This is a genomic window from Pseudomonas sp. GW821-FHT09C09, from assembly GCF_059418105.1.
On record NZ_JBWKPF010000002.1, the window covers coordinates 162,948 to 180,221 of the forward strand.

12 protein-coding genes are annotated in these 17,274 nt (G+C 61.7%); 11 read left to right on the forward strand and 1 reads right to left on the reverse strand.

Translation table 11 applies throughout. The features are described 5' to 3' along the window. Position 1 precedes the first annotated feature (1 nt). The 4 genes from AC07NR_RS05850 to AC07NR_RS05865 all read left to right on the forward strand — a co-directional run bounded on the left by AC07NR_RS05850 (position 2) and on the right by AC07NR_RS05865 (position 4,068). Entirely contained in the window at positions 2-1,675 is a 1,674-nt protein-coding gene (locus AC07NR_RS05850; RefSeq protein ID WP_495078043.1) for a nitrite/sulfite reductase, read from the forward strand. Further along, positions 1,672-2,151 (forward strand): DUF934 domain-containing protein, encoded by a 480-nt coding sequence (locus tag AC07NR_RS05855; protein ID WP_119426233.1) that lies wholly within the window; start codon positions 1,672-1,674, stop codon positions 2,149-2,151. The genes AC07NR_RS05850 and AC07NR_RS05855 overlap by 4 nt, the downstream gene beginning before the upstream one ends. A gap of 129 nt (positions 2,152-2,280) precedes the next feature. Continuing rightward, on the forward strand, positions 2,281-3,255 hold the full coding sequence (locus tag AC07NR_RS05860) for a hypothetical protein (protein ID WP_248739541.1): 975 nt from the start codon (positions 2,281-2,283) through the stop codon (positions 3,253-3,255). A 141-nt stretch (positions 3,256-3,396) separates the two neighbouring features. Next, complete coding sequence (locus AC07NR_RS05865) at positions 3,397-4,068, forward strand: DUF3313 domain-containing protein (protein WP_248739542.1); 672 nt, start codon at positions 3,397-3,399, stop codon at positions 4,066-4,068. 60 nt (positions 4,069-4,128) lie between these two features. On the opposite strand, the gene AC07NR_RS05870 is transcribed toward AC07NR_RS05865, so the two are convergent. Continuing rightward, complete coding sequence (locus AC07NR_RS05870) at positions 4,129-4,554, reverse strand: YciI family protein (RefSeq protein WP_085708233.1); 426 nt, start codon at positions 4,552-4,554, stop codon at positions 4,129-4,131. Positions 4,555-4,686: 132 nt separating this feature from the next. On the opposite strand from AC07NR_RS05870, the gene AC07NR_RS05875 reads away from it, so the two are divergent. The 7 genes from AC07NR_RS05875 to AC07NR_RS05905 all read left to right on the forward strand — a co-directional run bounded on the left by AC07NR_RS05875 (position 4,687) and on the right by AC07NR_RS05905 (position 17,204). Further along, positions 4,687-5,130: an SRPBCC family protein gene (locus AC07NR_RS05875; protein ID WP_248739543.1), complete on the forward strand. Its 444-nt coding sequence runs from the start codon at positions 4,687-4,689 to the stop codon at positions 5,128-5,130. A 132-nt stretch (positions 5,131-5,262) separates the two neighbouring features. Then, positions 5,263-5,763: a thiol peroxidase gene (tpx, locus tag AC07NR_RS05880; RefSeq protein ID WP_085731150.1), complete on the forward strand. Its 501-nt coding sequence runs from the start codon at positions 5,263-5,265 to the stop codon at positions 5,761-5,763. A gap of 175 nt (positions 5,764-5,938) precedes the next feature. Continuing rightward, positions 5,939-7,246: an MdtA/MuxA family multidrug efflux RND transporter periplasmic adaptor subunit gene (locus tag AC07NR_RS05885; RefSeq protein ID WP_495078044.1), complete on the forward strand. Its 1,308-nt coding sequence runs from the start codon at positions 5,939-5,941 to the stop codon at positions 7,244-7,246. Next, the gene (locus AC07NR_RS05890) at positions 7,243-10,347 is read left to right on the forward strand and encodes an MdtB/MuxB family multidrug efflux RND transporter permease subunit (protein WP_085708229.1); all 3,105 of its coding nucleotides are present in this window, start codon (positions 7,243-7,245) and stop codon (positions 10,345-10,347) included. Before AC07NR_RS05885 ends, AC07NR_RS05890 begins: the two co-directional genes overlap by 4 nt. Continuing rightward, positions 10,344-13,451 (forward strand): efflux RND transporter permease subunit, encoded by a 3,108-nt coding sequence (locus AC07NR_RS05895; protein WP_495078045.1) that lies wholly within the window; start codon positions 10,344-10,346, stop codon positions 13,449-13,451. The genes AC07NR_RS05890 and AC07NR_RS05895 overlap by 4 nt, the downstream gene beginning before the upstream one ends. Then, entirely contained in the window at positions 13,448-14,917 is a 1,470-nt protein-coding gene (locus AC07NR_RS05900) for an efflux transporter outer membrane subunit (protein WP_495078046.1), read from the forward strand. Before AC07NR_RS05895 ends, AC07NR_RS05900 begins: the two co-directional genes overlap by 4 nt. Positions 14,918-15,122: 205 nt before the next feature. Further along, positions 15,123-17,204 carry a putative bifunctional diguanylate cyclase/phosphodiesterase gene (locus AC07NR_RS05905; protein WP_495078047.1) on the forward strand — a complete coding sequence of 694 codons (2,082 nt, stop codon included), beginning with the start codon at positions 15,123-15,125 and terminating at the stop codon, positions 17,202-17,204. Positions 17,205-17,274 lie beyond the last annotated feature (70 nt).

The following is a 17,274-nucleotide window of genomic DNA, read 5'->3' on the forward strand; positions in this document are numbered from 1 at the left end:
GATGTATCAATACGACGATTACGACCGGGCGCTGGTGTTCGAGCGCGTTGCGCAGTTTCGCGATCAGGTCGAGCGCTTCATGGCCGGGGAGTTGAGCGAAGAAGAGTTTCTGCCGCTGCGCCTGCAGAACGGTCTGTATATGCAAAAGCACGCCTACATGCTGCGGGTGGCGATTCCCTACGGCACCTTGAGCGCCGAACAGATGCGCACACTGGCGAGCATTGCCAGTGACTACGATCGTGGCTACGGCCACTTCACCACGCGGCAGAACATGCAGTTCAACTGGATCGAGCTGCACGAAGTGCCGGACATTCTCGAACGCCTGGCGCAGGTCAACATGCATGCGATCCAGACCTCGGGCAACTGCGTGCGCAACATCACCACCGAAGCCTTCGCCGGGGTGGCGGCGGACGAGTTGATCGACCCGCGTCCGCTGGCGGAGATCCTGCGGCAATGGTCGACGATCAACCCGGAATTCCTGTTCCTGCCGCGCAAGTTCAAGATCGCCATCTGCTCGGCGAAACAGGACCGCGCGGCGATCATGATGCATGACATCGGCCTCTACCTTTACCCCGGTCGCGACGGACAGATGCAGCTGCGGGTGATCGTTGGCGGTGGTCTGGGGCGCACGCCGATCCTTGGTTTGCAGATTCGCGACGGCTTGCCGTGGCAGCATTTGCTGTCCTACGTCGAGGCGGTGCTGCGGGTCTACAACCGCCACGGCCGGCGCGACAACAAGTACAAGGCGCGGATCAAGATTCTGGTCAAGGCGCTGGGTATCGAGGCGTTCGCCAAGGAAGTCGAAGATGAATGGCAACACCTCAAGGATGGCCCGGCGCAACTGACCGAGGATGAATACCTGCGGGTCGCCAACGCCTTTGTGCCGCCGAGCTACCGCGCACTGGCCGGCACCGATCTGGATTTCGGCACGCACCTGGCCGACAACCCGGCGTTCGCCCGTTGGGTTGCGCGCAACGTGCAGCCGCACAAGGTTCCGGGCTACACCAGCGCGGTGCTGTCGACCAAACCGGGCGTTGCGGCCGCACCGGGGGATGTCACCGGTTTGCAGATGCTGGCGGTGGCCGACTGGTCCGAGCGCTTCGGCTTCGGCGAAATCCGTATCGCCCACGAGCAGAACATCGTCCTGCCGGACGTGCCCAAGTCCGAGCTTTACGCATTGTGGCAACTGGCGAAAGAGCAGGGGCTGGGTGCCGCCAACGTCGGCCTGCTGACCGACATCATTGCCTGCCCCGGCGGTGATTTCTGTGCGCTGGCCAACGCCAAGTCGATTCCGATTGCCCAGGCGATTCAGGCGCGTTTCGACAACCTCGATTACCTGCATGATCTGGGCGACATCAGCCTGAACATCTCCGGCTGCATGAACGCCTGCGGCCATCACCACATCGGCAACATCGGGATCCTCGGCGTCGATAAAAACGGCAGCGAGTGGTACCAGATCACCCTCGGCGGGGCACAGGGCAAGAACAGTGCGCTGGGCAAAGTCATCGGCCCGTCGTTCAGCGCCGCCGAGGTGCCGCAGGTGATCGAGCGGATCATCGGCACCTTCGTCCGTTACCGCGAGGCGGAAGAGCTGTTCGTCGATACCGTGGCACGCATCGGCCTGGAGCCGTTCAAGGAACGGGTCTACCCGAAAGCGCTGGAGGTGTCGGCATGAACAATCTGCTGCGGATGGAAGAGAGCGGGGCACGGATCGTGCTCGATGATCCGTGGACGCTGATCCGTTCACCTGAAACAGCGTCCGGTTCCGGGATGCTGATTCTGCCGCTGGCCCACTGGCTCGAATCGCCCTCGACTCACGCAGTCTGGCTGGGCCCGGACGATAGCGTCGAAAGCCTGCTGCCATGGCTGACCTCGCTGCCGCTGATCGCCCTCGACTTCCCGAGCTTTCGCGACGGCCGCGCCTACAGCCAGGCCTATCTGCTGCGCAGCCGCTTCGGCTGGAAAGGCGAGTTACGTGCGATTGGCGATGTGCTGCGCGACCAGCTCAGCCACATGCGCCAGTGCGGCTTCGACAGCTTCGCCGTGCGCGAGGACAAATCCGCCGAGGATGCGCTCAAGGGGCTGGCGGGGATGAGTGTGTTGTACGGGCGCTCGGTGATCGAGCCGCGACCGTTGTTTCGGCGCAGGTGATGCAGGGGAAACCCTTAGAACCCTGATGAATCGGGGATTTTTCCTTGGGTCGATGCTGGCCTTTTGGTAGAGTCCCCGTCGCCAGCGGGTTTTCGGCTGGACGACGGAACGAAGAAGGGAGTCTGATCAGTGGGTCCGGGCAAAAAGATTCTGGGCCTCACCGCGTTGCTTTTGATGCTGACGCTGTGGGCCGGTTACATCTACGTATTCAACGAGAACCGTGGCGGTCAGCTCGGCGGTGTCGGCGAAAGCACCGCGTGGTGCGGCACACCGCCGTCCTCGGATGCGGCGCTGCTGGGCAAGGATCAACTGACCTTGCGCATCACCAACAACCTGCGCGGCGAGTTCATGCTCAGCGGTGCAGTGGTGGTCTCCGAGCGCACCTTCAACCGCTATGACCTGGGCCGCAACGAACTGCGTCTGCGCCTGGAACCGTTGCAGTGGTCCTACGGCGTTACGCCGATCTTCCTTGAGCAAGTGAAGATTCTGCCTCTGAGCCGCAACCTCGCCTCGACCGACAAAAGCGCCTTCGCCCAGCTCGAGTCGCGCCCGATCGGCGTTCAGGGCCGGGTCACCGAGTTTCCTTTCGACACCTATCGCTACGGCTACAAACCGGTGCTGTACTACGTCAAGGGCAACGAGCGCGTCGACCTGCGCTTCAAGAACATCACCACGCTGATGGAGATGTCCAACACCTTCACGCCGATACAGAAGTACAACCGCGCCGACTACATCAACGAGAAAAACGTGATGGTCCGCGATGAGGACTACAAAGCCTACGGCCACCACGAGTGCGCGTTCAGCGTCGAGCGCAAAGGCGCGTTCAAGGTTGTGGTGCTGTTGATGTTGCTGGTGCTGTGCCTGCCGTTGCTGCTGGTGTTCTACCGTGACGAGCCGGGCATCGATTTCCTCGCCACACTAGTGGGCATCGGCGTGGTGCGCACGGTGCTGGTGGGGCCGGTGCAGGATTTCCAGCTGTACAACATCGACTTCCTGTTTGGCGCTGCGTTGTTGCTGGTGGGCACGGTGTCGCTGATCAAGGCGATGCGGCTTCACAGTCGGCGGGAGATGGCGTTGCGCAGCGGAGAGACGTCGACCTGGTGAATCTGATCTGAATCGGGTTCTATCGTGCTTCAGTCCGGGGGCGGGATTCATTTCCCGTCCGGCAAGCGCAAAGCCTGTGGTTTTAGCTATACCTGTAACTCCCCGATGCAATAAATCAGGCCTTCTGACAGGAGTTACAGCATGAAGCTAGCCCTAATGATGAGCACCCTGTGCATTGCCACGCTTGGCGTGGTGGGTTGCTCCAGCAAGACCGTCGCTCCGGATGAGTATTCAGGCTTCCTCAAGGACTACAGCCAACTCAAGGAGGCCAAGTCACCGTCCGGTGCCGAGGTGATGCGCTGGGTCGATCCCAAACTCGATATCAACAAGTTCACCAGCGTCTACATCGAACCGACTCAGCTGTATCCCAAGCCCCAGCCAACGGTAAAAATCCCGCAACAGACCCTCAACGGCATCACGGCTTACTATGATCAGGCGCTCAAGCGTGAAGTGGGCAAATCCCTGCCGTTGGCCAGCGGGCCAGGCCCGGGCGTGATCGTCGTGCGCGCGGCCATCACCGCCGTCAGCAGCAAGACCGAAGGTCTGCATGCCTATGAAGTGATCCCGATTGCCCTGGTGGCGGCAGCGGTCACGACCGCCAGCGGCAGTCGCGATCAGGAAACCACCCTGGCCACCGAAGCGGTGTTCCTCGATGGCGGCAACAACAAGGTTGTGGCGCAGGTCGTGCGCAAGGGCACCGGTAAACCTCTGGAAAACGATTCTCAGGTCATGAAGGCCGATGACGTGAAAGCCGTGATCGATGGCTGGGCGTCGGACATGCACCAGTCTTATCTGAAAATGAAGTCAAAATAAGGTGGACCTGATGGCCTCCACGGCGTGAGTCGTGGAGGCCGGTTTGCGAGAGCGGGGCTGTCAGTGCTTTTTCGCCTGCTCGCGAATCCGTTCTTCCTGCTCGCGCAGTTCCGGGGTGAACTCGGCGCCAAAATCTTCGGGGCAGAATATCTGGCGAATCTCGATCTCGGCTTCGGTGCCCGGCATTGGATTAGGGCAGCGCTTGACCCACTCGATGGCTTCTTCCTTCGACTTCACGTCCCAGATCCAGTAACCGGCGATCAGCTCCTTGGTTTCGGCAAACGGGCCGTCGATCACGCTGCGTTTTTCGCCGCTGAAACGTACCCGGGCGCCTTTGCTGCTCGGGTGCAGGCCATCGGCGGACACCAGGATGCCGGCCTTGGACAGTTCTTCGTTGTAGTTGCCCATGTCGGTCAGCAACTGTTCGCTGGGCATCACGCCGGCTTCGGAATCCTGGCTGGCTTTGACAATGATCATGAAGCGCATGGTGTTTCTCCGTGAGAAATGGGGGGATTCACTGCTTTGTCGAACGGCCAGGGCTTGAATCGACAGCTCGTTAAAGAAAAGATGCAGAACCGCGTTTTAACAAGCATCGCCTTCATACGGAATGTGTCCGCCATGCCTACCCTGGAACTCACCACCCTGATCCCCGATCGCACCCCGGAAGAAGTGCTCGATTTCTGTCTGGAGGGCATCAACTTCCCGAAGATCTTCCCGGAGCGCGTTACGCCGCTGGGAGATATCGACCTGAACAACCTGCGCATCGAGGAGGGCCGGCAATTTCGTTTCCGGCACTGGATGTTCAACCTGATTCCGTCGAACTGGACGGTGACGATCCGCGAAGTCGGCGACACGCATTTTGTCGATGAAATGCTCAAGGGGCCTTTGCGTGCCTTTCGTCATGAACATCGGGTGGCAGCGGGCGAGGGCGGTACGCTGTACACCGACCGCGTGACGTATTCGGCGATTGGCGGGGCGTTCAGCGAAGGACTGCTGGTGAACGGTTACATGCGCCGCATCTTCGAGGCCCGGCATCGCAACATGCTGCAATTGCTCGGTTAGCGCTCAGGGTTGTATCCAATCTTGAGCGATGGCACATGACAATTTCGGTTCAGGCATAGGTCGTCGGACAATTTCGTGGTTAACTTCCGCCTCTTGCATGCTTTCCCAACAACGTTAAGAAGGACTCCGTTCATGGCTCAAGTCACTCTCAAAGGCAACCCGGTTCAAGTCAACGGCCAACTGCCACAAGCCGGTTCCAAGGCGCCAGCCTTTTCCCTGGTAGCCGGCAATCTGTCCGACGTCACCCTGAAAGACTTCGCCGGCAAGCGCAAAGTGCTGAACATCTTCCCAAGCGTCGACACTCCGACCTGCGCCACTTCCGTGCGCAAGTTCAACGCTCAGGCCAACGAACTGGCCAACACCGTGGTGCTGTGCATCTCGGCTGACCTGCCATTCGCCCAGGCCCGCTTCTGCGGCGCCGAAGGTCTGGAAAACGTACAGAACCTGTCGACCCTGCGTGGCGCCGAATTCATCCAGAACTACGGCGTGGCCATCGCTGACGGCCCGCTGAAAGGCCTGACTGCCCGTGCGGTGGTTGTTCTGGACGAAAACGACAACGTGCTGCACAGCGAACTGGTCAAGGAAATCGCTGAAGAGCCGAACTACGACGCGGCGCTCGCCGTATTGAAATAAGCGCTTTTACAATTGTTAACGGCCTGGCCCTGTCCAGGCCGTTTTCATTTGTGTATCAGTGTTTTGGCTCACACCTTGAAACGTAAGTTGAAGGTAAATTGCCGGTAAAGCTGCTTTGCTTTACCCCCACCAGTGCTTATCGTTCAGCCTCCCGTAAAAGAAGCCCACGCGCCCAATGGTTAATCACTCCATGCAATCGTCTTCCCGAAACTCCCGTCGCTGGCTGCTGAGCCTGCTTGTCCTGCTGGTCATCGCCGGCCTGTGCTGGAAATTCTGGCCCGCCGGATCGACCCACAAAGAGGGTGGCGAGAAAGCCGCGACGGGTCACGCCGGTCGCTCGGGGATGATGCGTCCGGGCTTCGGTGGCGCGGCAGGGCCGATTCCGGTACGCGTGGCGCCGGCGGTGACCGGTGACTTCCCGCTGTACTACAAGGCGCTCGGCACCGTGACGGCGCTGAACACCATCAATGTGCGCAGCCGGGTCGGCGGCGAGCTGGTGAAGATCTATTTCGAAGAAGGGCAGATGGTCAAGGCCGGCGACCTGCTGGCGGAGATCGACCCGCGCCCGTACCAGAACGCCTTGCTTCAGGCTGAAGGCACCTTGCTGCAGAACCAGGCACAGCTGAAAAACGCCCAGGTCGATGTCGAGCGCTATCGTGGCCTGTATAAAGAGGACAGCATCGCCAAGCAGACCCTGGACACCGCCGAAGCACAGGTCGGCCAGTTCCTCGGCACCGTGAAGACCAATCAGGCGGCGGTCAACGACGCCAAGCTCAATCTCGAATTCACCAAGATCCGCGCACCGATTGCCGGTCGCGTCGGTCTGCGTCAGCTCGACGTCGGCAACCTGGTGGCCGCGAACGACACCACGTTCCTCGCGGTCATCACCCAGACCCAGCCGATCAGCGTGGTCTTCACGCTGCCGGAAAACACCCTGGAAACCGTACTGGCCCGCTACCACAGCGGCGCCAAACTGCCCGCCGAAGCCTGGGACCGTGGTGACACGAAAATTCAAGCCACTGGCGTGCTGCAAAGCCTCGACAACCAGATCGACGTGACCACCGGCACCCTGAAATTCAAGGCGCGCTACGAAAACCGCGATCAGTCGCTGTTCCCCAATCAGTTCGTAAACGTCCACTTGCTGGCCGACACCCTCAAGGGCGTGGTACTGGCTCCGTCGGCCGCCATCCAGTTCGGCACCAACGGCACCTTCGTCTACGCGCTGGACGGCGACAAGAAAGTCACCATCCGCCAGTTGAAGATCGGCGCCAGCGACGGGCAGAACACCGTGATCACCGAAGGCCTGACCGCCGGCGACCGCGTGGTGCTGGAAGGCACCGACCGCTTGAAGGAAGGCAGTGAAGTGGAAGTGGTCAACGACAGTCAGGATGTACCGACCACGCCGACCGGGCACCTGCAAGGCAAGTCCGCCGCCAGCGCACCTGACGCTGCCGTCACCGACAAGGCCAAGAAGGGCGCATGAACATTTCGCGTCTGTTCATCCTCCGCCCGGTCGCCACCACGCTGAGCATGCTGGCCATCGTGCTGGCCGGCCTGATTGCCTATCGCCTGCTGCCGGTTTCGGCCTTGCCGCAGGTGGATTACCCGACCATCCGCGTCATGACCTTGTACCCGGGCGCCAGTCCGGACGTAATGACCAGCGCCGTCACCGCGCCGCTCGAACGCCAGTTCGGGCAGATGCCGGGCCTGACGCAAATGGCTTCGACCAGTTCCGGCGGGGCCTCGGTGCTGACCCTGCGTTTCAGTCTCGACATCAACATGGACGTCGCCGAGCAGCAAGTGCAGGCCGCGATCAACGCCGCGACCAACCTGCTGCCGACCGATTTGCCGGCGCCGCCGGTGTATAACAAGGTCAACCCGGCGGACACCCCGGTGCTGACCCTGGCGATCACCTCCAAAACCATGCTGCTGCCCAAGCTCAACGATCTGGTCGATACGCGCATGGCGCAGAAGATCGCCCAGATCAGCGGTGTCGGCATGGTCAGCATCGCCGGCGGTCAGCGTCAGGCGGTGCGGATCAAGGTCAACCCGGAGGCACTGGCGGCCAACGGCCTGAACCTGTCGGATGTACGCACGCTGATCGGTGCGTCCAACGTCAACCAACCCAAGGGCAACTTCGACGGCCCGACGCGGGTGTCGATGCTCGACGCCAACGACCAGCTGACTTCGCCCAAGGACTACGCCAACCTCATCCTGGCCTACAAGAACGGCGCGCCGCTGCGGCTCAAGGATGTCGCGCAGATCGTCGATGGCGCGGAGAACGAGCGTCTGGCGGCGTGGGCCAACCAGAACCAGGCGGTATTGCTGAACATCCAGCGTCAGCCGGGCGCCAACGTGATCGAGGTGGTTGACCGGATCAAGGCACTGCTGCCGAGCATCACCGATAACCTGCCGGCCGGCCTCGAAGTGACCGTGCTGACCGACCGCACCCAGACCATCCGCGCCTCAGTCACTGACGTGCAGCATGAGCTGCTGATCGCCATTGCCCTGGTAGTGATGGTGACGTTCCTGTTCCTGCGTCGGGCCAGTGCGACCATCATTCCGTCGGTGGCGGTTCCGCTGTCGCTGATCGGTACGTTCGGTGTGATGTACCTCGCCGGGTTTTCGGTGAACAACCTGACATTGATGGCCCTGACCATCGCCACCGGTTTCGTGGTCGACGATGCGATCGTGATGCTGGAGAACATCGCCCGCTTCATCGAAGAAGGCGACAGCCCTATGCAGGCTGCGCTCAAGGGCGCGAAGCAGATCGGCTTCACCCTGATTTCCCTGACCCTCTCGCTGATTGCGGTACTGATTCCGCTGCTATTCATGGCCGACGTAGTAGGGCGGCTGTTCCGCGAATTCGCCATCACCCTGGCGGTGGCGATCCTGATTTCCCTGGTGGTCTCGCTGACCCTGACGCCGATGATGTGCGCGCGTCTGCTCAAACGTGAGCCAGAAGAACATGAACAGGGCCGTTTCTACCGGGCCAGTGGCGCGTTCATCGACTGGATGATCGCCGCCTACGGGCGCAAGTTGCAGTGGGTGCTCAAGCACCAGCCGCTGACCCTGCTGGTGGCCATCGGTACCCTGGCGCTGACCGTGTTCCTTTATATGGTGGTGCCCAAGGGCTTCTTCCCGGTACAGGACACCGGGGTGATCCAGGGCATTTCCGAAGCGCCGCAGTCGATTTCCTTTGCCGCCATGGGCGAGCGTCAACAGGCGTTGGCCAAGGTGATTCTCGAAGACCCGGCGGTGGAAAGCCTGTCGTCCTACATCGGCGTCGACGGCGACAACGCCACGCTTAACAGCGGTCGCCTGCTGATCAACCTCAAGCCTCACGGTCAGCGTGATCTGACGGCCGCCGAGGTGATCACCCGCCTGCAACCGCAACTGGACAAACTGGTGGGCATCCGTCTGTTCATGCAGCCGGTGCAGGACCTGACCATCGAAGACCGTGTCAGCCGCACTCAGTACCAGTTCAGCATGTCATCGCCGGACGCCGAACTGCTCAGCCTGTGGAGTGGACGTCTGGTCGAGGCGCTGGCCCAGCGTCCTGAACTGACCGACGTCGCCAGCGATTTGCAGGACAAGGGCCTGCAGGTGTTCCTGGTGATCGACCGCGATGCGGCTTCACGCCTCGGCGTGTCGGTGGCGAACATCACCGATGCGCTGTACGACGCTTTCGGCCAGCGGCAGATCTCGACCATTTACACCCAGGCCAGCCAGTACCGCGTGGTGTTGCAGGCTCAGGCCGGGGAGAAGATTGGCCCGCAGGCGCTGGATCAGATTCACGTCAAGACCACCGATGGCGGTCAGGTGCGGTTGTCGAGCCTGGCCCATGTCGAAGAGCGTCAGGCGCAACTGGCGATCACTCACATCGGCCAGTTCCCGGCGGTGATGATGTCCTTCAACCTGGCCCACGGCGTGGCGCTGGGACATGCGGTGGACATCATCGAGCAGGTGCAGAAGGACATCGGCATGCCGATCGGCGTGCAGACCCAGTTCCAGGGTGCGGCCGAAGCGTTTCAGGCCTCGCTGTCGAGCACCTTGCTGCTGATCCTGGCGGCGGTGGTGACCATGTACATCGTGCTCGGCGTGCTCTACGAGAGCTACATCCATCCGATCACCATTCTCTCGACCCTGCCGTCGGCGGCGGTCGGCGCCTTGCTGGCGCTGCTGCTCAGCGGCAATGACCTGGGCATGATCGCGATCATCGGCATCATTCTGCTGATCGGTATCGTCAAGAAGAACGCGATCATGATGATCGACTTCGCCCTCGACGCCGAGCGCAACCAAGGCATGGCGCCGGAGCAGGCGATCTATCAGGCGGCGCTGCTGCGCTTCCGCCCGATCCTGATGACCACGCTGGCGGCGCTGTTCGGCGCGGTGCCGCTGATGCTGGCCACCGGTTCCGGTGCTGAATTGCGTCAGCCGCTGGGTCTGGTGATGGTCGGCGGATTGCTGCTGAGCCAGATCCTGACGCTGTTCACCACGCCGGTGATCTACCTGTACTTCGACCGCCTCGGTCGGCGCTGGGGCCGTGCGCCTTCGGCCGTGGAGCCGGTAGAACAGCCATGAACCTGTCCGGTCCTTTCATCAAGCGCCCGGTGGCGACCATGCTCCTGAGCCTGGCGATCATGCTGCTGGGCGGTGTGAGCTTCGGTCTGCTGCCGGTGTCGCCACTGCCGCAAATGGACTTCCCGGTGATCGTGGTGCAGGCGAGCCTGCCCGGCGCGAGCCCGGAGGTCATGGCGTCCACCGTGGCCACTCCGCTGGAGCGCTCGTTCGGCGCCATCGCCGGCGTCAACACCATGAGCAGCCGCTCCAGCCAGGGCTCGACCCGGGTCATTCTGCAATTCGACCTCGACCGCGACATCAACGGCGCGGCGCGGGAAGTGCAGGCGGCGATCAATGCTTCGCGCAATCTGTTGCCGAGCGGGATGCGCAGCATGCCGACCTACAAGAAGGTCAACCCGTCGCAGGCGCCGATCATGGTGCTGTCGCTGACCTCGGATGTGCTGGAAAAAGGCCAGCTCTACGATTTGGCCTCGACCATCCTGTCCCAGAGCCTGTCCCAGGTGCAGGGCGTGGGTGAAGTGCAGATCGGCGGCAGCTCCCTGCCGGCGGTGCGCATCGAACTCGAACCCCAGGCGCTGAACCAGTACGGCGTGGCGCTGGACGATGTGCGCAAGACCATTGCCGGCGCCAACGTGCGCCGGCCGAAAGGCTCGGTCGAGGATGACCAGCGCCTGTGGCAGATCCAGGCCAACGACCAGCTGGAGAAAGCCAAGGACTACGAATCGCTGATCATCCATTACAACGGCGGTGCAGCCCTGCGTCTGAAGGACGTGGCCAAGGTCACCGACGGCGTGGAAGACCGCTACAACAGTGGTTTCTTCAACGATGACGCAGCGGTGCTGCTGGTGATCAACCGCCAGGCCGGCGCCAACATCATCGAGACGGTCAACGAGATCAAGGCGCAGTTGCCGGCATTGCAGGCTGTGTTGCCGGCCAGTGTGAAGCTGAATCTGGCGATGGACCGTTCGCCGGTGATCAAGGCCACGCTGCACGAAGCGGAGATGACCCTGCTGATCGCCGTGGCGCTGGTGATCCTGGTGGTGTTCCTGTTCCTCGGTAATTTCCGTGCTTCGCTGATCCCGACCCTGGCTGTGCCGGTGTCGCTGGTCGGCACCTTTGCGGTGATGTACCTCTACGGCTTCTCGCTGAACAACCTGTCGCTGATGGCGCTGATTCTCGCCACCGGGCTGGTGGTGGACGACGCCATCGTGGTGCTGGAGAACATTTCCCGGCACATCGACGAAGGCGTCAAACCGATGAAGGCCGCGTATCTGGGGGCCAAGGAAGTCGGGTTCACCTTGCTGTCGATGAACGTGTCGCTGGTGGCGGTGTTCCTGTCGATCCTGTTCATGGGCGGGATCATCGAGAGCCTGTTCCGCGAATTTTCCATCACCCTGGCCGCTGCCATCGTGGTGTCGCTGGTGGTTTCCCTGACCCTGACGCCAATGCTCTGCGCCCGTTGGCTCAAGCCGCACACGCCGGGCCAGGAAAACCGTCTGCAACGCTGGAGCCGCCGCACCAACGACTGGATGGTCGGCAAGTACGCCACCAGCCTCGACTGGGTGTTGCGTCACCGGCGCCTGACGCTGTTGAGCCTGATCATCACGGTCGGCGTGAACGTCGCGCTGTACGTGGTGGTGCCGAAGACGTTCCTGCCGCAACAGGACACCGGCCAGTTGATCGGTTTCGTGCGCGGCGACGACGGTCTGTCGTTCAGCGTGATGCAGCCGAAAATGGAGACCTTCCGCCGCGCGGTGCTCAAGGACGAAGCGGTCGAGAGTGTCGCCGGGTTTATCGGTGGCAACAACGGCACCAACAACGCCTTCATGCTGGTGCGCCTGAAACCGATCAAGGAGCGCAATATCTCGGCGCAGAAAGTCATCGAGCGTCTGCGCAAGGAAATGCCCAAGGTACCTGGCGCGCAATTGATGCTGATGGCCGACCAGGACCTGCAATTCGGCGGTGGTCGTGAGCAGACCACCTCGCAGTACACCTACATTCTGCAGAGCGGTGATCTTGGGGCCTTGCGCGAGTGGTACCCGAAAGTGGTCACCGCGTTGCGCGCCTTGCCGGAACTGACCGCCATCGACGCCCGTGAAGGACGCGGTGCGCAGCAGGTGACGCTGATCGTCGACCGCGATCAGGCCAAGCGCCTGGGCGTGGACATGAACATGGTCACCGCCGTCCTGAACAACGCCTACAGCCAGCGGCAGATTTCCACGATCTACGACAGCCTCAACCAGTACCAGGTGGTGATGGAGGTCAATCCGAAATACGCCCAGGACCCGGTCACCCTCAATCAGGTGCAGGTGATCACGGCCGATGGTGCGCGGATTCCGCTGTCGACCATCGCTCACTACGAAAGCAGCCTGGAAGACGACCGGGTCAGTCACGAAGGCCAGTTCGCCTCCGAAAGCATCTCCTTCGACATGGCCGAGGGCGTGACGGTAGAGAAGGGCAGTGCGGCCATCGAGCGGGCGATTGCCAAGGTCGGCCTGCCGGAAGACGTGATTGCGAAAATGGCCGGCACCGCCGATGCCTTCGCGGCCACCCAGAAGAGCCAGCCGTTCATGATCCTCGGCGCGCTGCTGGCGGTGTATCTGGTGCTGGGCGTGCTGTATGAAAGTTACATTCACCCGCTGACGATTCTGTCGACACTGCCGTCGGCCGGGGTCGGCGCGTTGCTGTCGATCTATGTGCTGGGCGGCGAATTCAGCCTGATTTCGCTGCTCGGGCTGTTCCTGCTGATCGGTGTGGTGAAGAAGAACGCAATCCTGATGATCGACCTGGCGCTGCAACTGGAGCGTCATCAGGGCATGGCGCCGCTGGAGTCGATCCGCAGTGCCTGCCTGCAGCGTCTGCGGCCGATCCTGATGACCACGCTGGCAGCGATCCTCGGCGCCTTGCCGTTGTTGCTGAGCCGGGCCGAAGGCGCCGAAATGCGTCAGCCGCTGGGCCTGACCATCATCGGCGGGCTGATCTTCAGCCAGATCCTGACCCTTTACACCACACCTGTGGTTTACCTCTATCTCGACAAGGCCCGCCATCGCTTCAACAAATGGCGTGGCGTACGTACCGATGCCGCACTGGAAACTCCGCTATGAATGACCGTTCGCTTATCCAACTGGCCAGTATTCGCGGCTCGCGTCTGCTGAGCCTGTCGCTGTGTGTGGCGATGCTCAGTGCGTGCGCCGTCGGCCCGGACTACCAGCGCCCGCAGACCGCCGAAGTCGCTCAGTACAAAGAGGCCGAAGGCTGGCGTCAGGCCAGTCCGGCCGACTCTCTGGCCCGTGGCGCCTGGTGGGAACTGTACGGCGACCGTCAGCTCAACGAGTTGATCGAGAAACTCAACAGTTCCAACCAGACCGTCGCCCAGTCCGAGGCGCAGTACCGTCAGGCTCAGGCTTTGGTGCGCGATGCCCGTGGAGCGTTTTACCCGACGCTCGACCTGAGCCTGGGCAAGACCCGCTCCAGCCAGGGTACCGGCAGCAGCAGTTCGAGCCTGAGCAGTTCTTCCAGCGGTATTCGTGACACCTACAACGCCCAGTTGGGCGTGAGCTGGGAAGCCGATGTCTGGGGCAAGCTGCGTCGTGGACTGGAGGCCAATGAAGCCAGTGCCCAGGCCAGCTTCGCCGATCTGGCGGCGATGCGCCTGAGCCAGCAGTCGGAACTGGTGCAGAACTACCTGCAATTGCGCGTGATCGATCAGCAGAAGCGTTTGCTCGAGTCGACGGTGGAGGCCTACGAGCGTTCGCTGAAAATGACCCAGAACCAGTACAACGCCGGGATTTCCGGACGCGATGCGGTGGCGCAGGCACAGACGCAGCTCAAATCCACCCAGGGCGATCTGGTGGACCTGATCTGGCAACGGGCGCAGTTCGAAAACGCCATCGCGGTGCTCACCGGCGAGCCGCCGGCACAGTTCAAGATTGCTGAAACCCAGGACATCCCGAAGCTGCCGCAGATTCCGTTGAGCCTGCCGTCGCAACTGCTGGAACGTCGCCCGGACATCGCCTCGGCGGAACGCTCGGTCATCGCAGCGAACGCCAATATCGGTGTTGCCAAAGCGGCGTATTACCCGGATTTCAGCCTGAGCATGAGCGGCGGCTACAGCAGCAGTACTTCGCGGGATCTGATCAGTCTGCCGAACCGTTTCTGGTCGGTCGGGCCGAAAATGAGCCTGCCGCTGTTCGACGGTGGCCGTCGCTCGGCGGAAGTCGATCGCACCGAGGCGAAGTACGACGAGACCGTGGCCAAATACCGGCAGACCGTGCTCGACGGCTTCCGTGAAGTTGAAAACTACCTGGTGCAGTTGAAGGTGTACGAGGACGAGGCGGCGGTGCGCCAGGAAGCGCTGGATGCGGCGCGGGATTCTCTGCGTCTGACCCAGAATCAGTACAAGGCCGGGCTGATTGCCTATATCGACGTAGTGGTGGTGCAGGCCACGGCGCTGAGCAACGAGCGCACCGTGCTCAACATCCTGCAAAGTCGACTGATTGCCAGCGTGCAATTGATCGCGGCGTTGGGTGGTGGCTGGGACGGGCAACTGGAAACCAGCCAGAATCCCTGACGCTGAATTCCCACGTAAAGCGTGGGAATGATCAGTGCCGTGACTGCCGGTCTAGAGCCTTGTCGAACGATCAAACAAGCGTTTCATCGGCTTGATGGCCATTTGATTACTTTGTCAGTGCGTTCTTCTGTGCAATCAGTACAATCGGCGCATTTGGCCCCACCGAGAACGGAAGCAGTACGGCGGGGTGGTCACGAGAATTCCCATGCTCATCGGTAGTTATTCCTTCACGCTGGTTTTCATTTCGCTGTGTGTGGCGATCCTCGCGTCTTACACCGCGCTCGACCTCACCGGGCGCATCGCCACCGCCAAGGGTCGCGCCGTGCATTTATGGACGGCCGGCGGCGCCTTTGCCATGGGGGTTGGCGTCTGGTCGATGCACTTCATCGGCATGCTGGCCTTCAAACTGCCGATCAACCTGGGCTATGACATTCCGATCACCGCGCTGTCGCTGTTGATCGCGGTGCTGTCCTGCGGTTTTGCCTTGTGGCTGGTCAGCCAGCCGAAACTGCCGGCCTGGCAACTGGCCTTCGGTGCCTTGATCATGGGCGCCGGCATCAGCGCCATGCATTACACCGGCATGGCCGCCATGCGCATGCAGCCAGGCATCGATTACGACCCGACCCTGTTTGGCGCGTCGCTGTTGATCGCGGTTGGCGCTTCGGCGGCGGCATTGTGGATTGCCTTCCGCCTGCGTCAGCAATCGCCTTACGTGCGCCTGTTCCGTGCCGGCGCAGCCATTGTCATGGGCATCGCGATTGTCGGCATGCACTACACCGGCATGGCGGCGGCGCGGTTTCCCGACGGCAGTTTCTGCGGTGCGGCGCTCAGCGGTCTGAACGGCAATGGCCTGGACAACCTGGTGCTGATCACCACGCTGGCGGTGCTGACCATTGCGCTGCTGACCTCGATTCTCGATGCCCGCCTTGAGGCCCGTACTGCCGATCTGGCCCATTCGTTGACCGTGGCCAACCGCGAACTCACCCAATTGGCCCTGCACGACACGTTGACCGGCCTGCCGAACCGCATGTTGCTGGACGACCGGATCAATCAGGCGATGAAAAAGGTCAACGAGCAGGGTGGCTGTTTTGCGCTGATGTTCATCGATCTGGACGGCTTCAAACCGGTCAACGACGCGTTCGGCCACCACATGGGCGATCAGTTGCTGCGCGAAGTGGCGGTGCGTCTGCGTGAAGATCTGCGCAGCCTCGACACCCTGGCGCGGATTGGCGGTGATGAATTCGTGCTCTTGGTGCGTTTGAGCGAGCCCGACGATGCGCTGGGCCTGGCGGCGCGTCAGGTCGGTTTGATCGCGCAGTCGTTCCGGGTCGCCGAACATGAGCTGCAGATTTCTGCCAGCGTCGGCATCGCGGTGTATCCGGGCAACGGCCAGAACGCCCAGGAATTGCTGATGAATGCCGATGCGGCGATGTACCACGCCAAGGGCGGTGGCAAGAACGGCTACAGCTTCTTCGACGCTTCGATGAACAGCAACGCCCGCAAGCAACTGCAACTGTTGCAGGACCTGCGCGCGGCGCTCGAACACAATCAGTTCAGTCTGCATTACCAACCCAAATTCCATGCCGCCGATGGTCACCCGGTCGGTGCCGAGGCGCTGCTGCGCTGGGAGCACCCGCTCCACGGCATGCTGATGCCGGACAAGTTCATCGACCTGGCGGAGAAAACCGGGCTGATCATTCCGATCGGCGAATGGGTGCTCAACGAAGCCTGCCGGCAGATGCGCGAATGGTACGTGCTGGGGTACACCGACTGGCGCATCGCGGTGAACCTCTCGGCTTTGCAGTTCTGTCACACCGGACTGGTGCGCAGCGTGGCCAAGGCGTTGGCCACGCACCACTTGCCGGCCAACAGCCTGACTCTGGAAATCACCGAAACCACCGCCATGAGCGACGCCGACGCGAGCATGACGGTGCTGCAGGAACTGTCCGACATGGGCGTCGACCTGTCCATCGACGACTTCGGCACCGGTTATTCGAGCCTGATGTACCTCAAGCGCCTGCCGGCCAACGAGCTGAAGATCGATCGCGGTTTCGTCCGTGATCTGGAACACGACAGCGATGACGCGGCGATTGTCTCGGCGATTGTCGCGCTGGGGCAGGCACTGGGCCTGCGTATTGTGGCCGAAGGTGTGGAGACCGGCGTGCAGCAGGACTTCCTGACGCAACTGGGCTGTGATTCGCTGCAAGGCTATCTGCTTGGCCATCCGATGCCGGCCGATCGCTTCCTGCAGGATATCGAGCGCGGCAAACAATTGGCGGCGAGCTGAACGGCTGACGCAGGCCATGCAAAACCCCGCAATGACGGTTATTCTTGCCCCGACTGTTACGTGTGCATTG

Coding starts and splice junctions, on each gene's coding strand:
- AC07NR_RS05865 (WP_248739542.1), top strand. CDS start 3,397: ATGAAGCTAGCCCTAATGATGAGCACCCTGTGCATTGCCACGCTTGGC.
- AC07NR_RS05905 (WP_495078047.1), top strand. CDS start 15,123: ATGCTCATCGGTAGTTATTCCTTCACGCTGGTTTTCATTTCGCTGTGT.
- tpx (WP_085731150.1), top strand. CDS start 5,263: ATGGCTCAAGTCACTCTCAAAGGCAACCCGGTTCAAGTCAACGGCCAA.
- AC07NR_RS05890 (WP_085708229.1), top strand. CDS start 7,243: ATGAACATTTCGCGTCTGTTCATCCTCCGCCCGGTCGCCACCACGCTG.
- AC07NR_RS05855 (WP_119426233.1), top strand. CDS start 1,672: ATGAACAATCTGCTGCGGATGGAAGAGAGCGGGGCACGGATCGTGCTC.
- AC07NR_RS05870 (WP_085708233.1), bottom strand. CDS start 4,554: ATGCGCTTCATGATCATTGTCAAAGCCAGCCAGGATTCCGAAGCCGGC.
- AC07NR_RS05900 (WP_495078046.1), top strand. CDS start 13,448: ATGAATGACCGTTCGCTTATCCAACTGGCCAGTATTCGCGGCTCGCGT.
- AC07NR_RS05875 (WP_248739543.1), top strand. CDS start 4,687: ATGCCTACCCTGGAACTCACCACCCTGATCCCCGATCGCACCCCGGAA.
- AC07NR_RS05850 (WP_495078043.1), top strand. CDS start 2: ATGTATCAATACGACGATTACGACCGGGCGCTGGTGTTCGAGCGCGTT.
- AC07NR_RS05885 (WP_495078044.1), top strand. CDS start 5,939: ATGGTTAATCACTCCATGCAATCGTCTTCCCGAAACTCCCGTCGCTGG.
- AC07NR_RS05895 (WP_495078045.1), top strand. CDS start 10,344: ATGAACCTGTCCGGTCCTTTCATCAAGCGCCCGGTGGCGACCATGCTC.